The 25951-nt window shown below is 59.8% G+C and carries 22 protein-coding genes and 1 pseudogene; 13 read left to right on the forward strand and 10 right to left on the reverse strand.

The features are described from left to right. The first annotated feature begins 2 nt into the window (after positions 1-2). Positions 3-1124 carry a [LysW]-lysine hydrolase gene (locus HALTADL_RS09150; protein ID WP_089670597.1) on the forward strand — a complete coding sequence of 374 codons (1122 nt, stop codon included), beginning with the start codon at positions 3-5 and terminating at the stop codon, positions 1122-1124. Continuing rightward, positions 1121-2005, forward strand: coding sequence for an ornithine carbamoyltransferase (gene argF, locus HALTADL_RS09155; protein ID WP_089670596.1), 885 nt, complete (start codon positions 1121-1123; stop codon positions 2003-2005). The genes HALTADL_RS09150 and argF overlap by 4 nt, the downstream gene beginning before the upstream one ends. A 346-nt stretch (positions 2006-2351) precedes the next feature. On the opposite strand, the gene HALTADL_RS09160 is transcribed toward argF, so the two are convergent. After that, the gene (locus tag HALTADL_RS09160) at positions 2352-2813 is read right to left on the reverse strand and encodes a histidine kinase (RefSeq protein ID WP_089670595.1); all 462 of its coding nucleotides are present in this window, start codon (positions 2811-2813) and stop codon (positions 2352-2354) included. 117 nt (positions 2814-2930) lie between these two features. Then, positions 2931-3422, reverse strand: a complete 492-nt coding sequence (locus HALTADL_RS09165; protein WP_089670594.1) for a pyridoxamine 5'-phosphate oxidase family protein — start codon at positions 3420-3422, stop codon at positions 2931-2933. Positions 3423-3580: 158 nt separating this feature from the next. Between HALTADL_RS09165 and HALTADL_RS09170 the strand changes: the two genes are divergently transcribed. Next, entirely contained in the window at positions 3581-5764 is a 2184-nt protein-coding gene (locus HALTADL_RS09170) for an ATP-dependent DNA helicase (RefSeq protein WP_089670593.1), read from the forward strand. Positions 5765-6081: 317 nt separating this feature from the next. Here HALTADL_RS09170 and HALTADL_RS09175 read toward each other — a convergent pair whose 3' ends face one another. Next, on the reverse strand, positions 6082-6552 hold the full coding sequence (locus HALTADL_RS09175) for a hypothetical protein (RefSeq protein WP_245708317.1): 471 nt from the start codon (positions 6550-6552) through the stop codon (positions 6082-6084). A 240-nt stretch (positions 6553-6792) separates the two neighbouring features. On the opposite strand from HALTADL_RS09175, the gene HALTADL_RS09180 reads away from it, so the two are divergent. Both HALTADL_RS09180 and HALTADL_RS09185 read left to right on the forward strand, forming a co-directional pair. Beyond that, positions 6793-7794 (forward strand): ABC transporter ATP-binding protein, encoded by a 1002-nt coding sequence (locus HALTADL_RS09180; RefSeq protein WP_089670592.1) that lies wholly within the window; start codon positions 6793-6795, stop codon positions 7792-7794. Next, positions 7791-8588 carry an ABC transporter permease gene (locus tag HALTADL_RS09185; protein ID WP_089670591.1) on the forward strand — a complete coding sequence of 266 codons (798 nt, stop codon included), beginning with the start codon at positions 7791-7793 and terminating at the stop codon, positions 8586-8588. The genes HALTADL_RS09180 and HALTADL_RS09185 overlap by 4 nt, the downstream gene beginning before the upstream one ends. Positions 8589-8786: 198 nt before the next feature. Here HALTADL_RS09185 and HALTADL_RS17745 read toward each other — a convergent pair whose 3' ends face one another. Together HALTADL_RS17745 and ligA are read right to left on the reverse strand one after the other, a co-directional pair. After that, complete coding sequence (locus HALTADL_RS17745) at positions 8787-9299, reverse strand: type IV pilin (protein ID WP_218143631.1); 513 nt, start codon at positions 9297-9299, stop codon at positions 8787-8789. A 358-nt stretch (positions 9300-9657) separates the two neighbouring features. Continuing rightward, positions 9658-11757 (reverse strand): NAD-dependent DNA ligase LigA, encoded by a 2100-nt coding sequence (gene ligA / locus HALTADL_RS09195; protein WP_089670590.1) that lies wholly within the window; start codon positions 11755-11757, stop codon positions 9658-9660. A 211-nt stretch (positions 11758-11968) separates the two neighbouring features. Here ligA and HALTADL_RS09200 point away from each other — a divergent pair, with 211 nt between their 5' ends. The 5 genes from HALTADL_RS09200 (at position 11969) to HALTADL_RS18030 (ending at position 18517) form a co-directional block, all read left to right on the forward strand. Beyond that, positions 11969-13651 carry a sensor histidine kinase gene (locus tag HALTADL_RS09200; RefSeq protein ID WP_162551706.1) on the forward strand — a complete coding sequence of 561 codons (1683 nt, stop codon included), beginning with the start codon at positions 11969-11971 and terminating at the stop codon, positions 13649-13651. A gap of 81 nt (positions 13652-13732) precedes the next feature. Next, positions 13733-15016, forward strand: coding sequence for an O-acetylhomoserine aminocarboxypropyltransferase/cysteine synthase family protein (locus HALTADL_RS09205; protein WP_089670588.1), 1284 nt, complete (start codon positions 13733-13735; stop codon positions 15014-15016). A gap of 30 nt (positions 15017-15046) precedes the next feature. Next, complete coding sequence (metX, locus tag HALTADL_RS09210) at positions 15047-16300, forward strand: homoserine O-acetyltransferase MetX (RefSeq protein ID WP_089670587.1); 1254 nt, start codon at positions 15047-15049, stop codon at positions 16298-16300. 72 nt (positions 16301-16372) lie between these two features. Beyond that, positions 16373-17662, forward strand: coding sequence for an O-acetylhomoserine aminocarboxypropyltransferase/cysteine synthase family protein (locus tag HALTADL_RS09215; protein WP_089670586.1), 1290 nt, complete (start codon positions 16373-16375; stop codon positions 17660-17662). Between the two features lie 132 nt (positions 17663-17794). Continuing rightward, positions 17795-18517 (forward strand): HU family DNA-binding protein, encoded by a 723-nt coding sequence (locus tag HALTADL_RS18030; protein ID WP_218143630.1) that lies wholly within the window; start codon positions 17795-17797, stop codon positions 18515-18517. A gap of 96 nt (positions 18518-18613) precedes the next feature. Here the strand turns inward: HALTADL_RS18030 and HALTADL_RS09225 are convergent, their stop codons facing one another. After that, complete coding sequence (locus HALTADL_RS09225; RefSeq protein WP_089670585.1) at positions 18614-19018, reverse strand: hypothetical protein; 405 nt, start codon at positions 19016-19018, stop codon at positions 18614-18616. A 40-nt stretch (positions 19019-19058) separates the two neighbouring features. Next, on the reverse strand, positions 19059-19301 hold the full coding sequence (locus HALTADL_RS09230) for a ferredoxin (protein ID WP_089670584.1): 243 nt from the start codon (positions 19299-19301) through the stop codon (positions 19059-19061). Positions 19302-19627: 326 nt separating this feature from the next. On the opposite strand from HALTADL_RS09230, the gene HALTADL_RS09235 reads away from it, so the two are divergent. After that, positions 19628-21229, forward strand: coding sequence for a bacterio-opsin activator domain-containing protein (locus tag HALTADL_RS09235; RefSeq protein WP_162551707.1), 1602 nt, complete (start codon positions 19628-19630; stop codon positions 21227-21229). A gap of 201 nt (positions 21230-21430) precedes the next feature. On the opposite strand, the gene HALTADL_RS17750 is transcribed toward HALTADL_RS09235, so the two are convergent. After that, positions 21431-21583, reverse strand: a complete 153-nt coding sequence (locus tag HALTADL_RS17750) for a hypothetical protein (RefSeq protein WP_245708316.1) — start codon at positions 21581-21583, stop codon at positions 21431-21433. Here HALTADL_RS17750 and HALTADL_RS18035 point away from each other — a divergent pair. Continuing rightward, a pseudogene (locus HALTADL_RS18035) lies at positions 21542-21790 on the forward strand (ATP-binding protein); the annotation flags it as partial. The gene HALTADL_RS17750 and the pseudogene HALTADL_RS18035 overlap by 42 nt on opposite strands. A gap of 248 nt (positions 21791-22038) precedes the next feature. Here HALTADL_RS18035 and HALTADL_RS17755 read toward each other — a convergent pair. Then, complete coding sequence (locus tag HALTADL_RS17755; RefSeq protein WP_245708314.1) at positions 22039-22899, reverse strand: helix-turn-helix transcriptional regulator; 861 nt, start codon at positions 22897-22899, stop codon at positions 22039-22041. A 151-nt stretch (positions 22900-23050) separates the two neighbouring features. Here HALTADL_RS17755 and HALTADL_RS09250 point away from each other — a divergent pair, with 151 nt between their 5' ends. After that, complete coding sequence (locus HALTADL_RS09250) at positions 23051-24637, forward strand: GMC family oxidoreductase (protein WP_089670580.1); 1587 nt, start codon at positions 23051-23053, stop codon at positions 24635-24637. 138 nt (positions 24638-24775) lie between these two features. On the opposite strand, the gene HALTADL_RS09255 is transcribed toward HALTADL_RS09250, so the two are convergent. Then, a complete protein-coding gene (locus HALTADL_RS09255) occupies positions 24776-25888 on the reverse strand; it encodes a pyridoxal-phosphate-dependent aminotransferase family protein (RefSeq protein WP_089670767.1) in 1113 nt (370 codons plus the stop codon). Positions 25889-25951: the final 63 nt, after the last annotated feature.

Consider the following 25951-nt stretch of genomic DNA (forward strand, 5'->3'; position numbering starts at 1 on the left):
CCATGGCCGTCGAAACCACCGACAGCGCAGTTGAGCATCCCGCAGTCACCACCGAGGGCCGTCGACTGCTGACCGAACTCGTCTCGATTCCCTCGGTCTCGGGAAACGAAACCGAGGCAGCTGAAGCACTGGCCGCCTTTCTTGAACAGAACGGACGCGAGACCTATATCGACGACATCGGCAACGTCCACGCACCCGGCGACGATACCGTCCTCTTGACCTCGCATATCGACACCGTGCCGGGTGACATCCCGGTCGAAATTAAGGAGGGCGAAGAGGGACCCGAACTCTGGGGTCGTGGCAGCGTCGACGCCACTGGCCCACTGGCTGCGATGGCCGTGGCTGCAGTCGAAACCGGGGCCTCGTTTGTTGGGGTCGTCGGCGAGGAGTCGACCTCCCGCGGCGCGTGGCATCTCATCGAGAACCGCGAAGCACCCGAGGCAGTCATCAACGGCGAGCCCTCGGGCTGGGACGGGATTACGCTGGGCTACCGTGGCCTCTTGGAGGGCACCTACGTGGCAACCAGCGAATCCGGTCACACCTCTCGGCCCGACCCCAACGCGATCCAGCACGCGATGAGTTGGTGGAACCGCGTCGAGGACACCTTCGAACCCGACGAGTGGATTCCCGTCTTCGAGCAGGTCACGACCAAACCAGTCGACATCGAGGGCGGCGTCTCGGTCGACGGGCTCTCGATGGACGCGACCATGGAGTTCCAGCTTCGTGTCCCGCCGGAACGTACCCCCGAAGAGGTTCGGGAGCTATCCGATGCCGAACTCGAAACGGGAACGGTCAACTGGACCGAGTTCATCCCGGCCGTGATGACCAGCCCCCGAACCGAGGTCGCCCGCCTCTTTCGGGTCGCGATCCGCAAGCAGGGCGGCGATCCACGCCTGCTTCGGAAAACCGGGACGGCGGATATGAACATCTACGCCGAGGAGTGGGGCTGCCCCATTCTGAGCTACGGCCCCGGCGACTCGAACCTCGATCACACGCCCCACGAGCACCTGTCGCTCGCCGAGTTCGACCACTCGGTCGACGTGCTAATCGAGGTCTGTGAGCAACTCGGTGTCGAACAGCCCGACGACCACACCAGCGACGAAACGACGGAGAGCAAGTCATGAATACGGACAACTTTCTCGATATCGACGACCTGTCGGCCGACGAAGTCGACGCGGTACTGACGCGTGCAGCAGCACTGAAAAACGGCGATGACGCCCAGCTGGCTGATCAGACCCTCGGCATGCTGTTCGAAAAACCGAGTACCCGGACCCGAATCTCCTTCGAGACCGGAATGACCCAACTCGGCGGCCACGCCATCTTCATGGGGCCCGACGACATCCAACTCGGTCACGGCGAACCACTCAAAGACACCGCCCGCGCGATGGGTCGGTACGTCGACGGGATCATGGCCCGCCTCTTTAGCCACGAGGACGCCGAGATTCTGGCCAAATACGCTGACGTGCCTGTAATCAATGGGCTGACTGACGACGCCCACCCGTGTCAGACCCTCGCTGATCTGTTGACGATCCGCGAGCAGTTCGACGACGACGTCTCAGTCGCGTGGGTCGGCGACGGCAACAACGTCGGCCAGTCGTTCGCGATTGGCTGTGCGCTCGCAGGTGTCGACCTCACGGTGGCGACCCCGCCGGAGTACCCGATGGACGAGGCGGTCGTCGACCGCGCGACCGAACTCGGCGGCGAACCCGACATCTACACCGACCCCGAGGCCGCAATCGAAGACGTCGACGTGATCTACACCGATGTCTGGGTCAGTATGGGCGAAGAGGACAAACGTGAGGCAAAACTCGCGGCCTTCGAGGGGTTCCAGCTCAACGAGGAACTGCTTGCGGGAACTGACGCGAAGGTGATGCACTGTCTGCCCGCCCACCGCGGCGAGGAGATTACCGACGCTGTCTTAGAAAGTGACCGATCTATCGTCTGGGATCAGGCCGAAAACCGGCTCCACGCCCAGAAGGCGCTGCTGGTCGAACTGCTCGGCTGAGCCGGGCGCTTACTCACTGCAGGAGATATGCTCAGCAAGGTCGTCGAGGTCGACCTCCTTCGGAATCGTCCCCTGTGGCCCGTGGACTGTATCACTGGTCGCGCGGATGTGGGTGCGAAGGTGGTTAGAGGCCGAGTGGCACGCTGTATCGCTCCGAACGCATACCCTCGTGGTTCCGCAAAGCGGGCACGTCCATCTGCAAAACGCAGGGCGGAACTGTTTTTGAGAGGGCATTATCTGCTGACAGGTGTATGAGTCGACAGTATAAAACGGTTTATCAGTAACAATAGCAGGCACAGTCAAATAGGCTGGTAGAAAGAACAGAATTAGCCGAACGTGTCGACAGCTACTCGGCAGTGAATGCGGCGTAGAGGACGCCGAGCACGCCGCCGTAGACGACGTGGCCGACGAGGCTCATGGGATTGATGTTCGGAACGGGTGGATTCGCCGGCAATACGGCGCCGACCCACGCGGGCATCACAATCGCTCCGAGGACCGCCCAGAGGACGAGCCCGTAAACGATGCCAGCACCGAGACTCTTGCCGAGCGTCTCATCATACCCCGTCGGACTCGCAATCGCGGCGAAGACGACGCCGAGAACCGCCGAGTGGGCCATATGGATCGTCCACCCAGCGACCCCGCCGCTGAGGCCGTACAGTCCGGGGGTCGCCCCGCCAATGATATCCGGCATCATCATCGACATCAGGATGCCGAAGACGAGACCGCCGCCGAGGCCGCCGATGACACCGGCTTTCCAGTGGTCGAGATCTGCTATGAGTGCCGTCTGCGTGGAGGTTTGGGTTGCCATTGCAACCGTACCAACGCGCAACTAGCCGAAAGTACTGCCTCGGAACGGCGAAGTCGACGCACGGCACCGACACGTATATTAGTTGTAATACTATTTGATAGCTCTCCAGCGGCAATGTTAGTCGGGTTTGTTGTCAGTCGACGGGGCTTCGAGTTCCGGCGGGAGTCCGAGATGTTTGATGCCGCTCTGCCCGGTAATTTTGAACTGGTAGAGCGCAGTCGGTTCGGAGACGCTGGCCCGTTCGAAGAGGTCGGGACGCCATCGAATCTCTATCGCCTCCAACAGCGCCCTCTGCTCATCAGCTGGGACCTCACTAATCGAACCTGTGAGAATGACGCTTCGCCAATTAAACGGTGTTTCGGCGCTGTAGACGAGAAACCGAGCGGTGTCGGCCTGCTGGCTTAGGTCGTGTTTTTCGCTCTGATCGCCGAGAACGTAAACGAAATACAGGGAATCGGAACCGTCGTACCAAAACGACAGCGGTCGCATCATCGGACCATCTCTTGTGGGAAGGCCCAGCACGCCAACGCTTCGGGTCGACAAAAAGCTTCGAATGTTGGCGTCAGTCATAGGTTTCATGCCGTACTCGGTGAGATCGTCGACGGTCATAGGCGAATATGACGAGAGACGGCCACTTGAGCCATTGCTCGTTCCGGAATTAGTGATAGTAGGCACTGCAGAACAGCCGCATAGCGATGACTATTTTGTGTCGACTACATTCACCGTGGCGACCACACGTTTTAATCCGGTGATGCCAAAGGAAGGCTGTGGCAGTAGACGACGCGCTACGGTTCTTTCCGTACGAGACGCCGTATCCGAACCAGCGAGAGGCCATCGACCGGATCGCCAACTCGCTGGGCCAGCGTCGAGACGTCCTCTTAGAGGGCGCTCCCGGCACTGGCAAGACGCTGTCGGCACTCGTGCCCGCGCTCGCATACGCTCGCGAACACGACAAAACGGTCGTCATCACGACCAACGTCCACCAGCAGATGCGGCAGTTCGTCGAAGACGCCCGCGCGATCACTCGCACCGAGCCGATTCGCGCAGTCGTTTTTAAAGGCAAAAAGCAGATGTGCCATATCGACGTGGGGTATCAGGAGTGTCAGAGCCTCCGGGATACCACCCGTGAGTTGGTCGACACCGAGACCGACAAGGACCAATTGGCCGCCCGCCAACAGGAGCTGTTGGATGCAAGCAAGGAGGGCGATTCGGGCGCGGCCGAGGCCCGCAGCGCGGTGATGGACGAACTCGATTCGGTCGAAGACGAACTCGAAGAGCTACGGGAGGGAAACGTCTGTGATTTTTATTACAACAATCTCATCGACGACAACGACGAGTTCTTTTCGTGGCTGTTCAATGACGTGCGGACCCCTGACGACGTCTACGAGTACGCCGACCAGCAGGGACTCTGTGGCTACGAGCTTTTAAAAGAGGGAATGGAGGGTGTCGACCTCGTGGTCTGCAACTACCATCACCTGCTGGACCCGATGATCCGCGAGCAGTTTTTCCGGTGGTTGGACCGCGATCCCGACGACGTGATCACGGTGTTCGACGAGGCCCACAACATCGTAGACGCTGCCAGAGATCACGCGACGCGAACGGTGACCGAGAACACGCTGGCGTCGGCGCTCGACGAACTGGACGGTCTCGACGACTCCCGGGCAGAGCCTGCCCGCAACGTGATCGAGGCGTTCCTAGAGGCCCTGCAGTCGACCTACGACACAGGACTGGGGACGAAAATCAACCCGCGAAAGGTCGGTGACGAGTGGACAGATCTCGCGGTGGCGAACCGCGACCGGCGAGACGATCTGACGCTGGCGTTCCTGCAGCGCTACGAGGGCCGCGGGATCAGTATCGAGGCCGAACTCGCCGTCCAGTTGGGAAAGGTCCTCGACGAGGAGTACGAACAAGCCTATCGGGATGGTGATGCGACGACGCGGGCCGAATGCCAGACGCTCCAAGCGGCGACCTTTATCAGTACGTGGATGTCCGAGGGCGACGAACTCGGCCAGCATCCGATGGTTGGCGTCCGGCGGGATGGGGCCACCGAGGAGATCTACGGCCGGGCGGAGCTGTATACCTGTATTCCGCGCGAGGTGACAAGCGAACTGTTCGACGAGGTGTATGCGAGCATTCTGATGAGCGCGACACTCCGACCGTTCGATGTGACCGAAGACGTCCTCGGCCTCGACTCACCGGCGCGGCTGGCCTACAAACTAAACTATCCCGAAGCCAACCGCCGGACCTACGCTGCGAAGGTGCCGGCGCTGTTCGCCAGCGAGCGGGACAACCCCGAGACCCAAGAGATAGTCACCGAACTGCTCGAAGACGTAATCCGGTTTACGCCGGGCAATACCCTGCTGTTTTTCCCCTCCTACTCGGAGTCCGAGCGGTACTACGACCGGCTCGACGACAGCAACGCGGGCGAACTCGGGACGCTGGTGCTCGATGGCTCCGACCGGTCGACCGAAAAACTGCGCACACGATTCGTCGACAGCGACAACGCCACGCTCTGTACCTCGCTGTGGGGGACGCTGGCCGAAGGCGTGAGCTTCGACGGCGACGACGCACGGACGGTCGTGGTGGTTGGGGTGCCGTATCCGCATCTCTCCGAGCGGATGGATGCGGTTCAGGATGCCTACAATCGGGCCTACAGCGACAGTCGACGCACGCGGGATGCGGGCTGGGCCTACGCCGTCGAGATCCCGACGATCCGCAAAACGCGGCAGGCCCTTGGGCGAGTAATCCGGTCACCCGAGGATTTCGGCGTCCGAATTCTGGCCGACAAGCGGTACACACAGGCTGATATGGGGAAATACAGTGTGCGCGGGAGTTTCCCGGTCGAAGAGCGCGAAGAGTTCGTCGACATCAAGCCGCAAAAGCTGAAGTTTGCCATGCTGAACTTTTATACTGATCACGACGCTTACGGTGGCGATCCGCCGGAACCCTGAAACGAGGGTGTCGACGTACCCTCTCTGCGTAGTGGCGTAGTCTCGCCACGCCATCCACCGGTCGACGAACAGACAGCGGAGAGGAAGCAGCGGTCTCTCGTAGTAAATTTATAAAACACCGTATAGGTACGGTAATTTATTCGTTGCCGGATGTTGCAGTAGGTAGCGTTCGAGTCTGTCATTCGCATCCGCGCGAGCGGAGCGAGCGCGGTTCTCCGAGGGTGAGGCCAAATACCTCACCCTCGGCCCTTTTTGATCGACATCAGTGCGGAGGCGAGCGGTTCGCCACCGGCGAACCCGAGGCGGAAAAAGGTCGTTTAGATAAAGAAGCCCTTGAACGCGTTGATGACGGCCCACTTGATTTTCTCGACGGTCTGGCCGTCTTCGCCGGTGATCACGATGTCGTCGTTGGCGACGGCATCCCGGAAGGCGACGGCGGGATTGCTCGCGGTGGTGATTTGTTCAATCGTTGCACGGTCCGTGGTAATCTTCCGTTTTGCATCTTCACTGGGAGTGTCAGCGAGATCAGTGATGCGGTTCTGCTTGTCCATCGTCATCGAGTAGGTGACGACCGACTCGCCGTCCTGAATGTAGATATTGCTGGTGCCAGCAATGCTGACCGGACCAAGGTCGACGCTATCGGCGTTGTCGTTGTACAGCGGAACCATCTCCTCTAAGGATTCATAGAGGTCATCGCCGGAGGCAGACTGTGCGGCTGCGCTGCCAGTCACTGCGCTTGCGAGCAGCACAGCGACCATCAACATCGAAAGGATACGTGCAATATTCATTTTCAAATGTATATCGCAGTGTGAGTATATAAATCAGATGTGTGTTTTATGTATAAATTTCCACAGTATGCGTTGGATTTTGGTTATTCTGTTCGAAGGTCCTGTATCGCGGAGTAAGACAGCTGTGTGATTGCCATTGCTGATCGTAACCGGGGGTTGGAAACGATCACACCACCAGTGGTCTCGGTCGTTACCGAGAGCCGCAACGTTTTATCGGCAACCGAAGTAACGTCCAGTTAGATGTCAGCTATTCAGCTCTCCAACGTCACAAAGCGGTATGGCGACCTCACTGCCGTCCGCAATCTGGATCTCACCGTCGAGTCGGGTGAGATCTACGGCTTTCTCGGGCCGAACGGGGCCGGAAAGTCGACAACGATCAACATGCTGCTCGACTTCGTTCGCCCCACGGAGGGGACGATTACCGTCCTCGGCGAGCCGGTCGGCGATTCGAGCGTCGACATCCGCGAGCGAACTGGAGTCCTGCCGGAGGGGTTCGACGTCTACAGTCGACTCACCGGCCGGAAACACATCGAGTTCGCTATCGAGTCGAAAGAGGCAGACAATGATCCGGATGCGATTTTGGATCGCGTCGGTCTCGCCGACGCGGGCGACCGGGCGGCTGGCGAGTACTCAAAGGGGATGCGCCAGCGACTGGTACTCGGGATGGCACTCGTGGGCGACCCCGAACTCCTGATCCTCGACGAACCCTCCACGGGTCTCGACCCCGGCGGAGCCAAGGAGATGCGAGATATCGTCCAGCAGGAGGCCGACCGTGGCGCGACCGTCTTCTTTTCGAGTCACGTACTCGGACAGGTCGAAGCCGTGTGTGATCGCGTCGGCATCCTCCACAAGGGCGAACTTGTGACCGAAGACAGTATCGAGGGGCTCCGGGAGGAAACCGGCAGCGAGGAGACGCTCATTTTGACCGTCGACGACGCGACTGACGACGATCTGGACCCGATTCGGCGGCTGGATGGCGTCTCGGGAGCCGCCGTCGACGGGCCCACGGTCACGGTCTCCTGTGAGTCGGGCGTCAAAAACGAGGTGATCGCCACACTCAGCGAGGCCGGCATCGAGATCGAGGATATCGAAACCGAGTCGACGTCGCTCGAAGAGCTCTTTTTATCGTACACCGATGGCGAAGGCGTCGTCGAGAAAGACGGTGGGAGCACCGGGAGCGGCGGCGGTGGGGATGGGACAGGCTCACAGCCACCGGAGGCCACCCCGGAGGGACGCCAATGAGTTGGCTCGTCGTTGCTCGGAAGGATTTCGAGGATGCGATCCGCTCGCGGTGGCTGATCGGGCTGACAGTGGTGTTCATCCTGCTCGTTTCGGGCGTGTCGTACCTCGCGCGTCAGACGGCCAGCGCGAACGCGGTCCTCCAGTTGTCCGGGAGCCTGTTCGTCGGAACGCTCGTCCCGCTAATTGCGCTGGTTGTCGCCTACAACGCCGTGACCGGCGAGCGGGAGTCGGGATCGCTGAAACTCCTGTTGTCGCTCCCACATTCGCGGGCCGACGTGGTCTTCGGGAAAGTTGTGGGTCGGGCTGCCGCGCTGTCGACGGCGATCACTGTCGGCTTTATATTGCCAGCAGTGATTCTCGCGCTCGGTCCGTTCACCCTCGAAATCGGCACCTACATCGGCTACATGCTACTGGTGGCGCTGTTGGCCTCGGTGTTCGTCGCTATCGCGGTCGGCTGGTCAGCGGCCGCGCCCTCTCAGCGGACTGCGCTAGGTGGCGCTATCGGGCTCTACTTCGTGTTCGTTCCCTTCTGGGGGGCGATCCAGCTCCGGCTCGGATCCGCCATCGGCTCGCTGGCCGACGTGCTACCCCTGAGCGCTCGGACCATCGGGAACGCCATTTTCCTGACTAACCCAGCCGAGTCGTTCGGGTGGCTGACGGGGCGACTCCTAGCCGGCGAGTTCATGATCGGCGAGACGGCGGGCCTCCAGCTGTCGGCGCTGTCGATGCTGTTGTTCTGGCTGCTGGCGGCTCCGCTCGTTGGACTGCTGGTGTTCCAACGCCGGGATCTGTGACGACTGATTGCGGCCACAACCGTCTCTGCAGAGCGATACTGCGCGTCGACCGTTGGGACCACAAGTGGATCGCTATGAGTCACCCGCCCATTGAGAGTCCCAAAACAGGGTTAGTAGCGTATCGGTGGCGACGAGCCGGGGGCTGTCGACGTGGGGTCAAAAATAGAGACGGTCCGCTGAAAACGGTTAGTTCGGAATTTAGGCCCGGATTTCGCGCTCGAAGATAATCTCGCCCGAAGATTTGTCGATGAGCGTGATTGTGAGCTGGTCATCACTCTCAAGATTATACTCGGTAGGGCCATTATCCACATTGTATGAACTACCAGATACAGAGCTATTCGCAGTAGAATTTTTTTCTGCCCCATCGGTTGTATTTATATATAGTTCATCGGCTGTGGCAAATGGGTCCTGATTGGTCCCATCCCAAGTTAGAGTGGCTTTTTCCTCATTTTCGACAATAATTCTTGTGTCTGCCAACTCAATGGTATCGCCACCAGAATGTTGGAGTACAATTTGGTCGTCAGCAACAGTGATGCTGTCGACGCCAACTGACGCCTGTGGAGCTGTTTGCGAGACGCTATCACCGAGCTGCAGCACGAACGCACCGATCACAGCAGCGAGGATCACCGTTATCGCCACCATGAGAATCACGCCGATAACCGGCGAGACAGCGCGTTCGTCGTCGTCGTTTCCGAGTAGTTCGTTGAACATATGTAGTTCCTTGTCCACAGCACAACGATTTACGAGACACACTGCGTAGGAGGACGTGGAGTAAACAGCCTCTCACACTCCACCTTTTTGTGACTCGGTAGCCGCCAGTATCTGTGGTGTGCTATTTGTATTCGCCCTTACCTACTTAATGGATTCGCTGACAATCTCAAATTCGATACCATCAAACGGTGGACACCGATGCTGTCACGCGACGATAAGGGTATTCGCAACGACTGGAATAACTGCCCTAACGGTCCGATCTGAGGGCTATCGAGCAGATATGACAAATACCGTTGGTGAAGAAACAGCAGAGATTTGACAATAAATTAATGTGACAGTTCGGTAGCAGCGGTCCGACCTACGACTCGGGCGGCCACTCGATACCGTGATCGGCCAGTAGGTCGACGAACTCGGCTTCGTCCAGCACCGGCACGTCGTTGTCTGCCGCATCGTCCTGCTTGCGCTGGCCCGGACTCTCGCCGATAACGAGGTAGTCAGTGTTCCCCGAAACGCTCCCCGTTGCGTTCGCGCCGTGGGCTTCAACGAGATCTTGGGCGTCGCTTCGGGCGACCGACAGCGAGCCAGTGAAGACGAACGTAAGCCCAGCGAGGTCGGCGGCTGTCTCTGCGATGTCGACCGACTGTGGGTCGACCCCCGCCGCCAGCAGCCCATCGAGTGCAGCGCGGTTTTCCTCACTGTCGAAAAAGTCCCGAATTTTCTCGGCGACGATTGGACCGACGTCGTCGACGGCTTCCAGTTCGTCCGGTTCGGCGTGTATCACCGCCGCAAGCGAACCGAACTCACGGGCCAGTGCGGTGGCCGTAGCGGAGCCAACCTCGGGAATCGACAGCGCGGTGAGAAACGAATCGAGCGGCGGCTCGCGGGCGGCATCGATCTCCGCGAGGAGGTTTTCAGCGCTTTTGTCGCCCCAGCCCTCCAGGTCGGCCAGTGCCTCGCGGTCGAGGCCGTAGAGGTCGGCCAGCGAGTCGACCAACTTTGCTTCTCGAAGCTGGCTGATGCGCTCGGGACCCAGCCCCTCGATGTCGAGGCCGCCGCGGCTGACGTAGTGTTCGATGGCGCGGTCGACCTGCGATTGGCAGGCTAACCCGCCGGTACAGAACGCGAGTGGCCCATCACGCTCGACGGGACTCTCACAGACCGGACAGTGGTCGGGGAACGCGAAGGTGGAGTCGCTGGCGGCGTCGACAACCTCGTCGATGTAGGGGATCACGTCGCCCGCCCGGAGCACCCGGACCGTGTCGCCTACGTCGACGCCCAGCGATTCGATCTCGCCGGGGTTGTGGAGCGTCGCCCGCGAGACGGTGACGCCGCCGACCTGCACCGGTTCGAGCAGAGCCACCGGCGTCATGCGGCCAGTCCGGCCGACCTGCACGACGATATCAGTAATCCCTGTGATCTCCGTGCGGGCAGGAAATTTGTACGCGAATGCGGACCGAGTGGCACGGGACGTGTTGCCAAGCATCTCGCAGGCGGCGATGTCGTTGACTTTGATGACGACGCCGTCGATCTCGTAGTTGAGATCCTCGCGTCGCTCCATCAGTTCGTCGCGGTAGTCGATGGCCGCCTCGATGTTGTCGACGTGCTCGGCGAGGTCGTCGACGTGGAACCCCCACGACCGGAACGCATCGAGTTCGGCCCACTGGGTCTCTGGGCGCTCGCGGTCGGCATCCTCGTAGGCCATGATCCCATAGAAAAAGCAGTCCAGTGGCCGAGACGCGACGACCGAGGGATCGAGTTGACGGATGGTTCCAGCAGTCGCATTGCGGGGGTTGGCAAACGGCTCCTTGCCGCGTTCGATTCGCTGGCGGTTGTGCTCTCGGAACCCATCCTTCGGCATAAATACCTCGCCGCGAACAGCGAGAAAATCGGGATACTCGCCGCGGAGTCGCTGGGGCACCGAGGGAATGGCTCGGACTTGGGCGGTGACGTCGTCGCCCTCCCGACCGTCGCCGCGAGTGGCCGCCCGGACGAGTCGACCCTCCTCGTACACTGCTTCCAGCGAGATGCCGTCGAATTTGGGTTCACAGACGTAGCCTGCGGGGTCCATTCCCTCGTCGCCCAGTTCTCGCCGGACGCGCTCGTCGAACTCCCGGACGTCTTCGGCCTCGCCGCTTTGCTCAATCGAGAGCATCGGCGCGGTGTGTTCGACCGTCTGGAGTTCGTCGACCGGCTGGCCGCCGACGCGCTGGGTGGGGCTATCGCGTTCGGCGAGATTGAACTCGGCTTCGAGATCTTGGAGGCGGGCAAACAGCAGATCGTAGACGCGATCAGCAATCAGGGGGTCGGCCTCGACGTAGTAGCGGTGGTCGTGTTCCCGAATCGCCGCTCGGAGCTGTTGGGCCTGCTCGGCGGCGTCAGTCTCGGAGAGTTCTTCGACCGACTCGAACTCGGTGGGTGGATCGCGGAGATAGGGGTTCGACTCGTCGACGCGGCTCATTAGCGTGGGCTACTGGCCCATACCTCAAAAGACGACTGGGTTGGCGGCTCTCACAGGCGTCGAATGGCGAGTGTCAAACCAGTTGGCGGCCGAGGAACTCCGAGTCGACACCAGTACGGTCACCACCCGGTGTCAATTGGCCGACCTGTAATTATTGGAATCGATAGTTAGGCCGCTAGGATATATATCCATGAGGTCACGAGCGAAGACAATGGGAGATGACGTTTTACTGAGTATACTCGTCGTCTCATTGGTACTGCTGGCGACCGTCGTGAGTGCAGTGTTAGCGGTCTACTCGTGGCGACGGATCGAGCATCCGATTTCGGACTCCTACGCTCGGCTGTTGGCGGCCGACAGCCTGTGGGCTGGCTGGTATCTGGTCGTGATTCTCAGCGGTGGGGGGCTGGTCACCACCGGCGCGCTCATCGGTCAGTCGGTCAGTGCCTCGCTTGCGGCCGTAATGTGGTTCCTGTTCGTCATCGAGTACACCGGCGACAGCGAGTGGCTGCCGGAAGTCGTCGGCCCGATCCTCCTCTCGGAGATCGGTCTGTACACTGTCCTGCGGCTGCTGAATCCGAACGGACTGGCGATTAGAGAAATCGCGACCGGGGAGTTCGGCCTTTTTGTGCTGTCGGCTGAGGTGTTTGGGCCAATCGTCTTCGCTCAATTAGCCCTCGTCTACGGGCTACTCGGGGTCTCGTTCGTGCTGTTAGGGCGGTTCATGTGGAAGACCCAGAATCTCTACCGATACCAGGCCGGAGCGATCCTCCTGACGGCGGTTGTCGTCACGGCCTCGACAGTGCTGTTCGTGAGTGAGTACCGGCTCCATCCACAGCTAGATATCACCTCCGTCTTTTTCGTCTTTCAGGCGGTCGTCATCGGCGTTGCGCTCTACCGTTACGACTTTTTAAAGGTCGCCCCGGTTGCTGCCGACCGCTTTTTCCGTGAGATGGCCGACCCGGTGTTGATTTTGGACGCCGATCAGGGGATCATCGACGCCAACGACGCTGCCGAGGGGATCGTCGACGGACTCAGTAGCCACCACTCACTCGACGACCTCGACACCGGGGAACTCACCAGTACGATCAGGTCGGTCGTCGACGAGCGGGCCGAAACGGCCGAATTCTCGTTGATGACCGACGGGGGCAGACGGGAGGTGTACGATATCGAAGTGACGCCGATCACCGATCAGTTCGAGATGACACAGGGTCACGTCGTCGTCCTCCACGAGATCACCGATCGAAAGCAGCGGGAGCGACGGCTCCGCGAGCAAAACAGGCGACTCGAAGAGTTCGCCGACATCGTCTCTCACGACCTGCGGAACCCGCTGTCGACGGCGGCTGGCTGGACGGAGGTCGTCGACAGAAAGCTGGCCGACGAGAAGCCCGACATTGAGGCTGCCAGAGACGGTCTCGACCAGATCGCCGACTCCCACGAACGGATGGACGAACTCATCGAGGTGTTGCTGACGATGGCCCAGCAGGGTCAGACCGTCGACGAAACCGAGCCGGTCGCACTCGACCAGTGTGCCACCGAAGCGTGGTCGACCGCCGACACCGGGGAGCTGGAACTCCGCATCGAAACCAATCAGACTGTCGAGGCCGATCCGGCGCGGCTCAGACAAGCCTTCGAGAACCTCTTCCGGAACGCCGACGACCACGGCACGGCGTCGACGGTCTCGGTCACCGAACTCCCTACCGGGTTCGCGGTCGAAGACGACGGCGAGGGGATTGCTGATGCCGACACGGAGTCGCTGTTCGAGTTCGGCTACACCACCGACGCCGAGGGCACCGGCATCGGACTCGCGGTGGTCAAACGCATCGTCGAAGCCCATGGCTGGCAGATCAGTGTCGACAACAGTGCAGACGGCGCACGGTTCGAGATCAGGGTTTAATTTCATGCTAACACACAACACAGTGGCGACTTTTGCCGTAACTGGCGTGCATAAACGTTTGTAGATATATGCACAGTACACATGACTGAGGGTTTCAACACGCGGAGCCTCCACGTCGGGACCGAACCGGACTCCGCGACCGGCGCACGGGCACCGCCGATCTACCAGACGACATCGTACGTTTTCGACGATGCTGACAGCGCGGCCGAACTCTACGCGCTCCGTGAGGAGGGCGACGTCTACTCGCGGGTCTCAAATCCGACCGTTCGCCAGCTGGAGGCCCGGCTGACGAGCCTCGAAGGCGGCGTCGGCGCGGTGGCAACCGCCGCCGGAATGGCCGCGCTTGATTCAGCAACCACGATCCTCGCCGAAAGCGGCGACAACATCGTCGCCAGCAACGATATGTACGGCGGCACCGGGACTTACCTCTCGAAGCTCGCCCCCCGGCGCGGGATCGAAGCCCGAACCGTCGACACCCTCGACTACGATGCCTACGCGGAGGCCATCGACGACGACACAGCCTATGTGCACGTCGAAACGCTGGCCAATCCCTCACTTGTCACCCCGGATTTCGAACGCCTCGCCGACGTGGCTCACGACCACTCCGTCCCACTGGTCGTCGACAACACGTTCGGAACTCCCTACCTCTGTCGACCGCTCGAACATGGCGCGGACATCGTCTGGGAGTCGACGACCAAGTGGATTCACGGCTCGGGGACGACAGTCGGTGGCATCTTGGTTGACGGCGGCACGTTCCCGTGGGACCACCCCGACGCCGACTATCCCGAACTGTCGGGCGAAAACCCCGGCTGGGGGTTCGACTTTTCTGAACGATTTGGCGAGCGCGCCTTTACGCTCGCGGCGCGCCACCGGGCGATCCGGGCGCTCGGCAACCAACAGGGCCCGTTCGACGCGTGGCAGACGATGCAGGGGCTCGAAACCCTCCCGCTGCGGATGGACCGCCACTGCGAGAACGCCCAATCGGTCGCGGAGTTCCTACGGGACGACGACCGCGTCGCGTGGGTGACGTATCCGGGGTTCGAGGACCACCCGACTCACGACAATGCGACCGAATATCTCGACGGCTACGGTGGCATGGTCACCTTTGGCGTCGACGGCGGCTTCGAGCCGGCCAAAACGTTCTGCGAGAGCGTCGACCGCATCAGCTTCCTCGCCAACATCGGCGACGCGAAGACGCTCGTGATTCATCCGGCCTCAACGACTCACGCCCAGTTGAGCGAAGCCGAGCAGAAGGCCGCAGGGGTTGCGCCGGATATGCTCCGGCTGTCGGTGGGCATCGAGAACAGCGAGGACATTATTGCCGATTTGGACGCCGGACTGGAAGCGGCAGCAAACCAACAATGACACATAGACAGCAACTAAAGAAGGCAAACAATGAGTGCGACTGACGTCGACCGGGGAACCGTCGAGCTCGGAGAGTTCCGCTTCGAGTGCGGCGAAACCATCCAAGAGTTAGAAATCGCCTACGAAGCCTACGGCGAGTTCACCGGCGACAACGCCGTTCTGATCTGTCATGCCCTCACCGGCAGCCAGAACGTCGCCAGCTACAACACACCCGGCACTGCCGGGCAGGCCAGAGCATGGTGGGGCGACATCGTCGGTCCCGGCAAGGCCATCGATACGACCGAATACTACGTGGTCTGTGCGAACGTCCCGGGATCGTGTTACGGCTCCTCGGGGCCATCGTCGACCAACCCTGAGACGGGCGAGCCGTGGGGCTCTGCGTTCCCACCGGTGACGATCGGCGACTGGACCCGTGCCCAGCGCCGCCTCTTGGATCATCTCGGCGTCGGCCGATTGCGACTGATCATCGGCGGTAGCGTCGGCGGGATGAATGTCCTAGAGTGGGCCAAACAGTTCCCCGACGACGCCGAACTGATCGCCCCGATTGCGGCGGCCGACAAACTCGATCCACAGTGTCTCGGCCTCGATGCCATCGCCCGGCGGGCGATCCGCAGCGACCCCAACTGGAACGGCGGCGACTACTACGGGAGTGGCGACGACGATGCCAGTCCGCCACGACAGGGGTTGGCGATTGCGCGACAGATCGGCCATCTCATGTATCTCTCGAAGGCCTCGATGGACCGCAAGTTCGGTCGACGCTCCGCGGGTCGCGACAGCGGCATCGAGGGCAGCGACGCGCTGTTCCCGCCGGATGCAGCCGCGGCCTTCTTCCCCTACCGGGAGGTCGAATCCTACCTCGACTACAACGCCGAGCAGTTTACTGATCGCTTTGATGCCAACAGCTATCTCTATCTGACGCGGGCGATGGACGACTACGACCTCGCCGAGGGTCACGGCACCGTCGACCGCGCCGTGTCGGCCTTCGAGGGCGAGGTGCTCCTGCTGTCGTTCACCGGCGACTGGCATTTCACCGTCGAACAGAGCGAACACCTCGCTGAAGCGTTCCGGGCGGTCGACATTCCGGTTGCGCATCACGTCGTCGACTCAGACCACGGCCACGACGCCTTCTTGGTCGAACCCGAAAACGTCGCCCCACCCGTCGGCGACTTCCTGAACAGTGGGATCGCAGGCCGAGCGATCACGGATACCGCCGAGACGGACGACGATGTCGACAGCGGGAATACGGACTTTGCGCCGGTTCACACCAGTCTGTTTTCGGGCTGAGTGGCTGTCTCTCCATCTCGGAGAAGATGAACAACGGGATTTACGTTATATGCCACGAACTCACGTAGTGATATGTCCGAGGACAATCGTCGATTCGACACCCGAAGCCTTCACGCCGGAACCAGTCCCGACCCAGCAACGGGATCGCGTGCGCCACCGATCTATCAGACCACGTCGTATGTGTTCGACGACGCGGAGGACGCCGCCGCGCAGTTCGCCCTCGAAAAGCCGGGCCACATCTATTCACGGCTGATGAACCCCACAGTGGGGAGTCTTCAGGAGCGACTGGCCTCACTGGAGGGTGGTGTCGGTGCGGTTGCTACCGCCTCCGGGATGGCCGCCTTCGACGTGGCGACGTTCCTGCTGGCGTCGGCTGGCGACAACATCGTCTCGGCCTCTTCGCTGTACGGCGGGACCTACACCTACCTCACCCACACCGTCGAGCGCCGCGGCATCGAGACCCGGTTCGTCGACACCCTCGACTACGACGCCTACGAGGAGGCCATCGACGACGACACCGCCTACGTTCATTTCGAAACGATTGGGAATCCAGCACTTGTGACGCCGGATATCGAACGCATCGCCGAGATCGCTCACGAACACGATACGCCGCTGTTCGTCGACAACACCTTCGCCACACCTGCGCTCTGTCGACCGCTTGAGCATGGTGCAGATCTCGTCTGGGAGTCGACCACCAAATGGATTCACGGCGCGGGGTCGACAGTTGGCGGCGCACTGATCGACGGTGGCTCCTTCGACTGGGCCGAGCATGCCGACGACTATCCCGAAATCGGCGCGGATAACCCAGCGTATCATGGGATCAATTTTGCCGAGACGTTCGGGGATGCCGCATTTACCTACGCCGGAATTGCGCGAGGGCTTCGTGATCTCGGGAATCAGCAGTCGCCGTTTGACGCGTGGGTCACGCTCCAGAAGCTCGAAACGCTGCCGATGCGGATGGATCGCCACTGCGAGAATGCACAGGTCGTTGCGGAATTCTTGGAAGCCCACGACGACGTCTCGTGGGTCAACTACCCCGGCCTCGAAAGCCACGAGACACACGAAGAGGCCAGCAAGTATCTCGACGGCGGCTACGGCGGGATGATCACCTTCGGCTTGGAGGGCGACTACGAGGCCGCACGGGGGACTGTCGAGTCGACCGAACTCGCCTCGCTGCTTGCCAACGTCGGCGACGCAAAAACGCTGATTATCCATCCGGCCTCAACGACCCACCAGCAGTTGAGCGAGGAGGAGAAACTCTCGGCGGGCGTGACGAACGATCTGGTTCGCTTGTCGGTCGGCATTGAAGATCCACAGGACATCGTCGACGACCTCGCCCAAGCAATCGAGCAGTCGAGCTAACAACGCGTGGCTCTTACAGGAGAGCAGTAGCCATCAAGCATCTATTTTTACATATCGTGTCTGTTTTTATATATTATTTTAACACTATTATAATAAAAGTACTTATACTTATATAGCGTAATATAGCCGTCTATGAATCAAGATCCCACCCATCGAGTCGACATCTCACGCCGAACCGTGCTCCGGAAGGGGGCTGTCGTCTCGGCACTCCTCGGGGTGGGACTCCCAATCGCAACAGGCTCCGTCGCAGCGATGAACAAAGCGGAGTTGATCGAAGCGATGGCTTCCGAGGCCGGTCTCACGAACGAAGCGGCAAAACGGGTCCTAGGCGCATTTACTAATGCGACAACGAAGGCACTCAAAAAGGGCGACCGGCTCTCACTGATCGGCTTCGGTTCGTTCAGTATTTCGAAGCGGTCTGCCCGGACGGGACGCAATCCCCAGACTGGCAAAGAAATTCAGGTCGCCACAAAGAACGTCGTGGTGTTCGAGCCCAGTGACGAACTCACTGCCGCACTGGATCTCATTCCGGGCGCGGGCGACGAGCGTCGACTCAATGGACGAGGAGAGACAAACCGAAACGAAGACTCACAGATCGATGTCGACCAACTGGCGCGTGAGGCCCGTGTGACGACCGCAGACGCGAAACGGGCCCTCGAGGGGTTCAGCAATGCAACCACGAAGGCACTCAAAAAGGGCGACCGGCTCTCGCTGATCGGCTTCGGTTCGTTCAGTATTTCGAAACGGTCCGCTCGGACTGGACGCAACCCCCAGACTGGCAAAGGGGTTCAGAGGGCTGGTAGGAACGTCGTGAAATTCAAAGCCGGAGCTGAACTGTCGAAAGCAGTCAACTAACCCGAATACAGCCTTTTAAGAGACCAGTTCACCGTCGTCATCGTAGAGTCTGATCGCGTCGACAAACTGTGAGAGGATCTCCCATGAGCTACTGGGTTATTTCGAGTCGACAGCGGCGGTAGTCGCAGAATCAGTCGGATTGGGGTCGTCCGACTGAAGTTCGATTTCGCCGCTTTCGACCAGCCAAAGACCGGTCGACACGCCGAACGCTACGAGACCGACGCCCAACACACCAGCACCGAGATGAACACCCGGACCGACGCCTTGGGCCAGTGAAATGGTCCCGAACGTGATACCGCCAGCGAGCACGCCAGAAACCAGTCCGCCGTCCTGCTTACGACTCCAGAGGAGGGCTGGATACCGGAGCGTGAGAGCGGTAGCCAGCGTGTAGATTCCGAAGATACCAACGAGGAGAACGACCGACTGGTTTTGTGTGGCCACACCGCCGGTGACACCAGCAGCGAACAGCAGCGAACTCACAAATCGAGTCGACCGATTCATGTCAATTTAGACAACAACCGGCTGCAAAAGCGTTCGGTACTCAGACGACCTGCTCGCCGTCGTCGTCGTACAGTCGGATCGCGTCGACTGGACAGGATCGAGCGGCGAACTCGGCGTCGAACTCTTCGCCGTTCGGTACCTCAAGGACGAACAGGTCGTCGTCGACTTCCTCGCTGTCGACGAGGTCGGCCTTTCCGGCGTCGAGGTTCTTTTCAAAAGCGTCCCACTCTGCAACGCATTGGTACATCCCGATACAGGTGTCGCGGTCGAACTCGATTTTCATACCTTCGTGTAGGAGCGTGGACCACAAAGTCGTGTTGGAGTAGTGGGTTGGGCGAAGCGTCGACGTTCACCTTGCGTCCTGTGTGTACGAGAGCGTCCCCCGAGTTCAGGGAAGGCCAACGGGTTGCCTCCATCTGGAGACGCTGTCGTACGGAATAATATGAGTGAGATTGTTTTTGAATAGTTACTATGAAATTAGAGAGATTCAGTCAGAATAATAACCCAATATAAATATAATCCAACACACATCACAAACAATCAATCATAAATTTAAATGTCAGTGTGTAGAACTGCTAGTTTTATATGTCTTATAGAGAATATATTTGTGTGCCTTCCACCGAACAGCTCATCAAAAATTCGTTAGATACGTTACCGATACATATTGCCATTTTGGACGACGACGGGACGATTTTACAAACGAATCAACCATGGCAGGAGTACGGGTCCCAAAACAACATCCAGTCGGATACTGTCGGTGCTAACTATCTTGAGATCTGTAGCCAGTCGTCGACGAACACTGGTGAACAAACCGGTCGTGGACTCAGCGAACTCTTGGACGGAACGCGGGAGATGTTTACCCTCGAATATCCCTGTCACTCGCCAGTCCAACAGCAGTGGTTTCTGCTTATCGCTGTTTCATTTACCGTCGACAACGGCAGATACGCCGTTGTTGGCCATTTTGACATCACCGAATACAAACGTAAACAACACCGGCTCGAACAGCAGCACGATCAGCTCGAAGCACTCAACCAGCTCAATACGGCGATTCGGACCCTCACACATGACGTGATCGAACAGTCGACACGGGCGGGCATCGAACAGGCAGCCTGTCGGGCGCTTGTCGACACTGATGTGTTTGTCTGTGCGTGGCTCGGCAGAGTCGACCCGAGAGACGAGTCGGTCGAGATCACAACCAAAGCGGGAGCCTATGAGGAGATTATTGCTGACTCACCGCTGATAGAGAGTGATGCTGTCGTCGACACACAGATCGTGAAGGAGGCGATCCGGACCGGAGAGATACAGACGGCAGACAACAAGCAGGAACACCGCAGTTTCGGTCAGCAGTACGGCTCCCAGCCTACGGAGAGCTATCGCTCAGTTGCCGCTGTGCCGATCACACACGAGGAAACTGTGTACAGTGTCGTCTGTCTGTACACGAACCGACCGAATGCGTTTGGAACCGACGAACAGGCGATCAGTACACAGCTTGGAGCGATTGTCGGCCACGCGATTGTCGCGACCGAGCGAAAACAGGCACTCATCAGCGACGAACTGATCGAAGTCGAGCTACAGATCCCGAACTTCATTACCGAGCCGGGAGGCAGATCGGCCGACTGGACTGTCACAGTCACACAGACAGTCAGTGGCTCCGATGACGACTGCATGATGTATGGAACGGTGTCCGAAGACGACCTCGAAGCCGTCGAAACAGCAGTCGACAAGCGAGACGATATTCGGCTCACGGTTGTCGGTAAAGAGCAGGATACCGTCCGAATCGAACTCCATCTGCGGCGGCCGAGTCTGGTCTCACAGCTTGCAGCCCACGGCTGGTCGACGACGGATATCGTGCTTACCAACGGCGGCTGCTATCTCACTGTGCATCTCCCTCCCGGAGACGATGTACATCGGATGATGGATGTCATCCGCGACAGGTTCCCGAACGTAGAACTGCTTGCTCGTCGACAGATATCGTCCCCACAACCAGTCGACTCGAAACTCCAAACGGTCATCGAAAGCCTCACTGATCGACAGTTAACCGTCCTCCGAACCGCACAGGCAGCGGGCTACTTCGAGTGGCCGCGACAGACCTCCGGCAAAGAGATCGCGGAGACGCTGGATATCGCGCCACCAACGTTTCATCAGCATCTCCGACTCGGAGAACGGAAAATCATGGCTGCAGTTTTTGACGAGGCTCCGATTGCGATTTGAGTGCAACCGGACGCAGCTATCACTCCCTAATCTATTAGCTAGCTGCTTCATTCATGTTGAGGTTTCTTTTACAGATAAGGAAACATCACCGGTCGAATTTCCACCGATGGTGTTGCCTTGCCCTCCATTGCTTGCAAATCCCCCGCTGACGTCATTTTTCACAGTCCTCCCACTCAATGTACCGAGATCAGTCTCCAGCAGCTACTCGACGAGATTCGGACCGATATCGAATCGACCGCCCCGGAGACGGCGGTCGAAATCAGTGCGGACGCGACCGAACTCGGGACGATCCGGACGGACCCGTCGCTGTTCGTGCTCGTCATCAAAACGCTCGCCGAGAGTACGCTGACCCACAACGAGAGTCCGACACCCGCTATCGAGATTGCCGTCCGAAGAGCCACAGTCGAACGCGAGGCCATCGAGATCTCCATTCGGGACAACGGAACTGGGATTCCCGAATCGGAGTTAGCCCCGCTCCGGAACGGCTCGGAGAACCCGCTCGAACACGGCAGCGGCGTCAGCCTTTGGATCGTCTACTGGGGCGTCCGCGTCCTTGGTGGCGAGCTCTCCTTCGAGAGCCAGTCGACTGGGACGACCGCGACGGTGTCGCTGCCACAGCAGCGCGAGCCCGAGCCCGAGCAGTCGACGGACGAATCAGAGCGCCGAGAGCCACAGACAGATAGCCCGGACGGGGTCGACAGAGCGGTTGCTCATTGTCGCGTTTATGTATCAACAGATGTCAACATGATCTTCACCGTCAGAAGTTGCAGCCGACGGTGGGAGCGATACCCCCACGAGTACGTCGGCTGTCACTCCCACAGTTCGGGAAACTGGCGTTCTACATACGGGTCGAGAGGGTCCGAGTCCGCCCACAACTCGTCAAACAGGTCACGGCCAAACTGGACCGCTGAATCGGTCTCTGAGACAAATATGGCGGTGGTGTCAGTGACCGAGCCGTGGTCGGACGGCTCGGTTGTTCGCTCCCCATCGTGTCGGTTCGTCGGTCCCTCGCTCAGCCTCGGCAGCTCGAATTTCAGTGCCTTATCGGTGACGACCGACGCGAACTGGCAGTCCGTCAGTCGGATGCTCGATGGCTCTAACTGGTTCAACTCTTCGCGGTGACCATCCTTGTACCGCTGGATGCTGACATCGATTGCCTCCCGGGTTACCAGCAAGCGCGTCTCGGGGTGTGTCGGGATGGCCTCCTGATGTCGACGTGAGTAGTACGGTGTCGTAAGCTCACAGTGGTCGGCCGAGTCGAGCAGGCTAATGGCGACATCCTCGGAGCGGTTGGGATCTTGTGGGCCATCGCGGACGATCTCATACTCGCTTATCTCCGGGAGTCGTCGACGGAACCGCGCTGGAATGACCGTGATCCGATGGTTCTTCCAGAACCTCGGGTCCGTCGAGAGGAACTCCTCCGAATACTGCCAGGCCGAGACACTGTCGGCGACAAGATGTCCGTGAGCGGTGAGTTCCCACCCCCTGCTGCACTCGGTGATCAGCCCGCGGTCTCTGAGCGTCGACAGCGCGTCGTAGACCGCGGAGTCGCTCGCATCGATTCCGGACAGCAGTGCGTCGGTCGACGTCGTGTTCTCGGCGGCCCGAAGCACGATCTCCGTCCGTACTGACGACGTAATGACGAACTCGTTGGGCGACTGAGACGGCATTCGTCCCTAGAGCCATGGTAGTCATACTTAAATTATCAGATTACACAACGAACGGACCGCGCAACCGCTGGTTGGCCACTTACCCGCCACCTGTCCGTTCTTCCCGGCGATACTGTGGGATTTAACCCGTTGTTTTCGATAATATATTATCATGTCAAATCAGGGTGGGCGGGGCTACGATTACATCATCGTTGGCGCGGGGTCGGCGGGCTGTGTGCTCGCAAATCGGCTCTCGGCTGACGGCGAGAGCGTGTTGCTCTTGGAGGCAGGCAAACCGGATGAGAAAAACGAGATCGGTATTCCCGCGGGGTACTCGGAACTATTCAAGTCCGATGTCGACTGGGCGTACGACACCGAACCGCAGACAGAATTGAACGACCGGGAATGCTACTGGCCACGCGGGAAGACCCTCGGGGGGTCGAGTTCGATCAACGCGATGATCTATGCTCGCGGCCAGCCGGCGGATTACGACCACTGGGCCGACCTCGGAAACGACGGCTGGGCCTACGAAGACGTTCTCCCCTACTTCAAGCGGGCCGAACACAACGAACGCGGCTCCTCGGAGCACCACGGCACCGGCGGGCCACGGAACGTGGCCGACCTGCAGTCGCCAAACGAACTCAGCGAGGCGTTCATCGAAGCGGGACAGGCAGTCGGATTGGCCCGGAATGACGATTTCAACGCCGGCGATCAGTCGGGCGTCGGCCTCTATCAGGTGACCCAAAAGGACGGCAAACGACACAGTGCCGCCGATGGCTACCTCAAACCGGTTTTGGATCGGCCAACCCTGACTGCCACGACCGGTGCGCAGGTGACCCGCGTCAGGTTCGACGGTCGACAGGCAGTCGGGGTCGACTACGTTCAGGATGGAACCGGGTCGACCGAATCAGTCGACGCCGGGGAGGTGATCCTCTCGGCGGGTGCGATCAACTCACCGCAGTTGCTCATGCTGTCGGGCGTTGGGCCCGCAGATCACCTCACAGACCACGATATTTCGGTCGTCCACGATCTGCCGGGTGTTGGCCAGAACCTCCAAGATCATCTGCAGGCAAAGATCAACTACGCCTGCGAGAAGCCGGTCACACTCGAAGATGCGGACTCGCTGTGGAACCTGCTGAAATATTTGGTGTTGAAACGGGGGCCATTGACCTCGAATGTCGCGGAAGCTGGCGGCTTCACGTCGGTCTCGGACGGGGTCGACCGGCCCGAGATCCAGTTCCACTTCGGCCCCTCCTACTCCGTCAACCACGGGTTCGACAATCCCGACGGGCATGGCTTCTGGCTTGGCGCGCTCTGCCTTCGGCCGGAGAGCCGTGGTCGAGTCGCCCTCCGGTCGGCAGATCCCCTAGAGGAGCCGATCATCGACCCGCAGTACCTCACCGAGGGAGATGATCTGGAGATCCTGCTCGACGGACTCAAACTGGTCCGTGAGATCCTGGCCGCCGAGCCGTTCGACGACTACCGAGGACAGGAGGTCTCACCGGGAGCCGATGTCCAGTCCGACGAGCAACTGATCGAGCATATCCGTGAGACCGCGGAGACGCTCTACCACCCTGTCGGCACCTGCAAGATGGGTGACGATGAGATGGCGGTCGTCGACGACCGGCTCTCTGTCCACGGGCTCGATGGACTCCGTGTCGTCGATGCCTCAATCATGCCAACGATTACCAGCGGGAACACGGACGCCCCGACGACCATGATTGCTGAGAAGGCGGCAGACGACATACTGGGTCGGTAACTGCGGTAACTGCTGGCTATTCAGTCCGGTCGACAGTCTGGAGTGTCGCAAACGTGCTCGCAGTCTTGCATATGAAAACGAATACAGAAATCCACCCGTCGACACAGCACTCCATTGAACGCCGTTTATAAACCCGGTTTATAAGTCGGCGACGTCTTCGATGGCGTCGGTCAGCTCTTTGATCGACTCGACGTCGTGTTCGCCCATGTGGCCGATGCGGAACGTCTTTTCGCCGAGCTGGGAGCCGTAGCCGTTCGAGAAGGCCATATCGTACTCCTCGTTGATCGTCTCGATGGTTTCGGCGACGTCGATCCCCTGCGTATTCTCGATGCAGGCGACCGTCTTCGACTCGTAGCCCTCCTCAGGGAACATGGCGAAGTGTTCGTCGGCCCAGTCTTGGACGTATTCGGCCATTTCGGTGTGGCGCTCGGCGCGACCTTCGTGGGTCTCGTCGAGCATGTATTTCATCTGCTTGCGGTAGGCCAGCATGATCGGGATCGCGGGCGTCGAATGGGTCTGGCCCTTCCGGTCGTAGTAGTCGAGACAGCGCTGGAAGCCACCGTACCACGAGGCTTCGTCCTTGGCGAGTTCTCGCTCGTAGGCCTCGTCGCTGACGACACAGACCGCCAGTCCCGGCGGCATGGCGAAGGCCTTCTGGGTTGAGGCGAAGATCACGTCGATCCCATGCTCGTCGATGTCGACGTAGTCGCCACCCAAGCAGGACACCGCGTCGACCACAAAGTAGGTGTCCGGATACTCGTCGACAACGTCACCGATCTCCTCGACAGGGTTGCGGATGCCGGTTGAACTCTCGTTCATGACGCAAGCGACGACGTCGTAGTGTTTGTCGCTGGTTTCGAGTTCCTCGCGGATGTCTTCGGGTTTGACAGCCTCGCCCCACTCGTATTCGAGTCGGTCGACGTTCTTGCCGAGTCGTTCGGCGACGTTGGCGTGGCGCTCACTGAAGCTCCCGCAGGTCGGGACGAGGATATTCTCGTCGACGAGGTTGAGCGTCGAAGCCTCCCAGAACTCGGTGCCCGAGCCCGTGAGGATGATGACGTTGTTCTCGGTGCCGAGGAACTCCTTGGTGTCCTCGACAATCGTGGTATAGAGGTCGGTCATCCGGTCCATCCGGTGGCCGAACATCGGTTGGGCCATCTCCTCGATTACGTCCTCGCGGACTTCGGTCGGGCCGGGGATGTACAGCGTCTTGTCTCGATAGTCGTCGGTATACTCCTGTTTTTTGCTCACGAAATCCACCTTGTAGCTGTTGCTGGGGAGCGAGAGGGCATGGTAGTTTTGATACTGCTGCGA

Origin of the sequence: Halohasta litchfieldiae, from assembly GCF_002788215.1 — an archaeon.
GTDB lineage: Archaea > Halobacteriota > Halobacteria > Halobacteriales > Haloferacaceae > Halohasta > Halohasta litchfieldiae.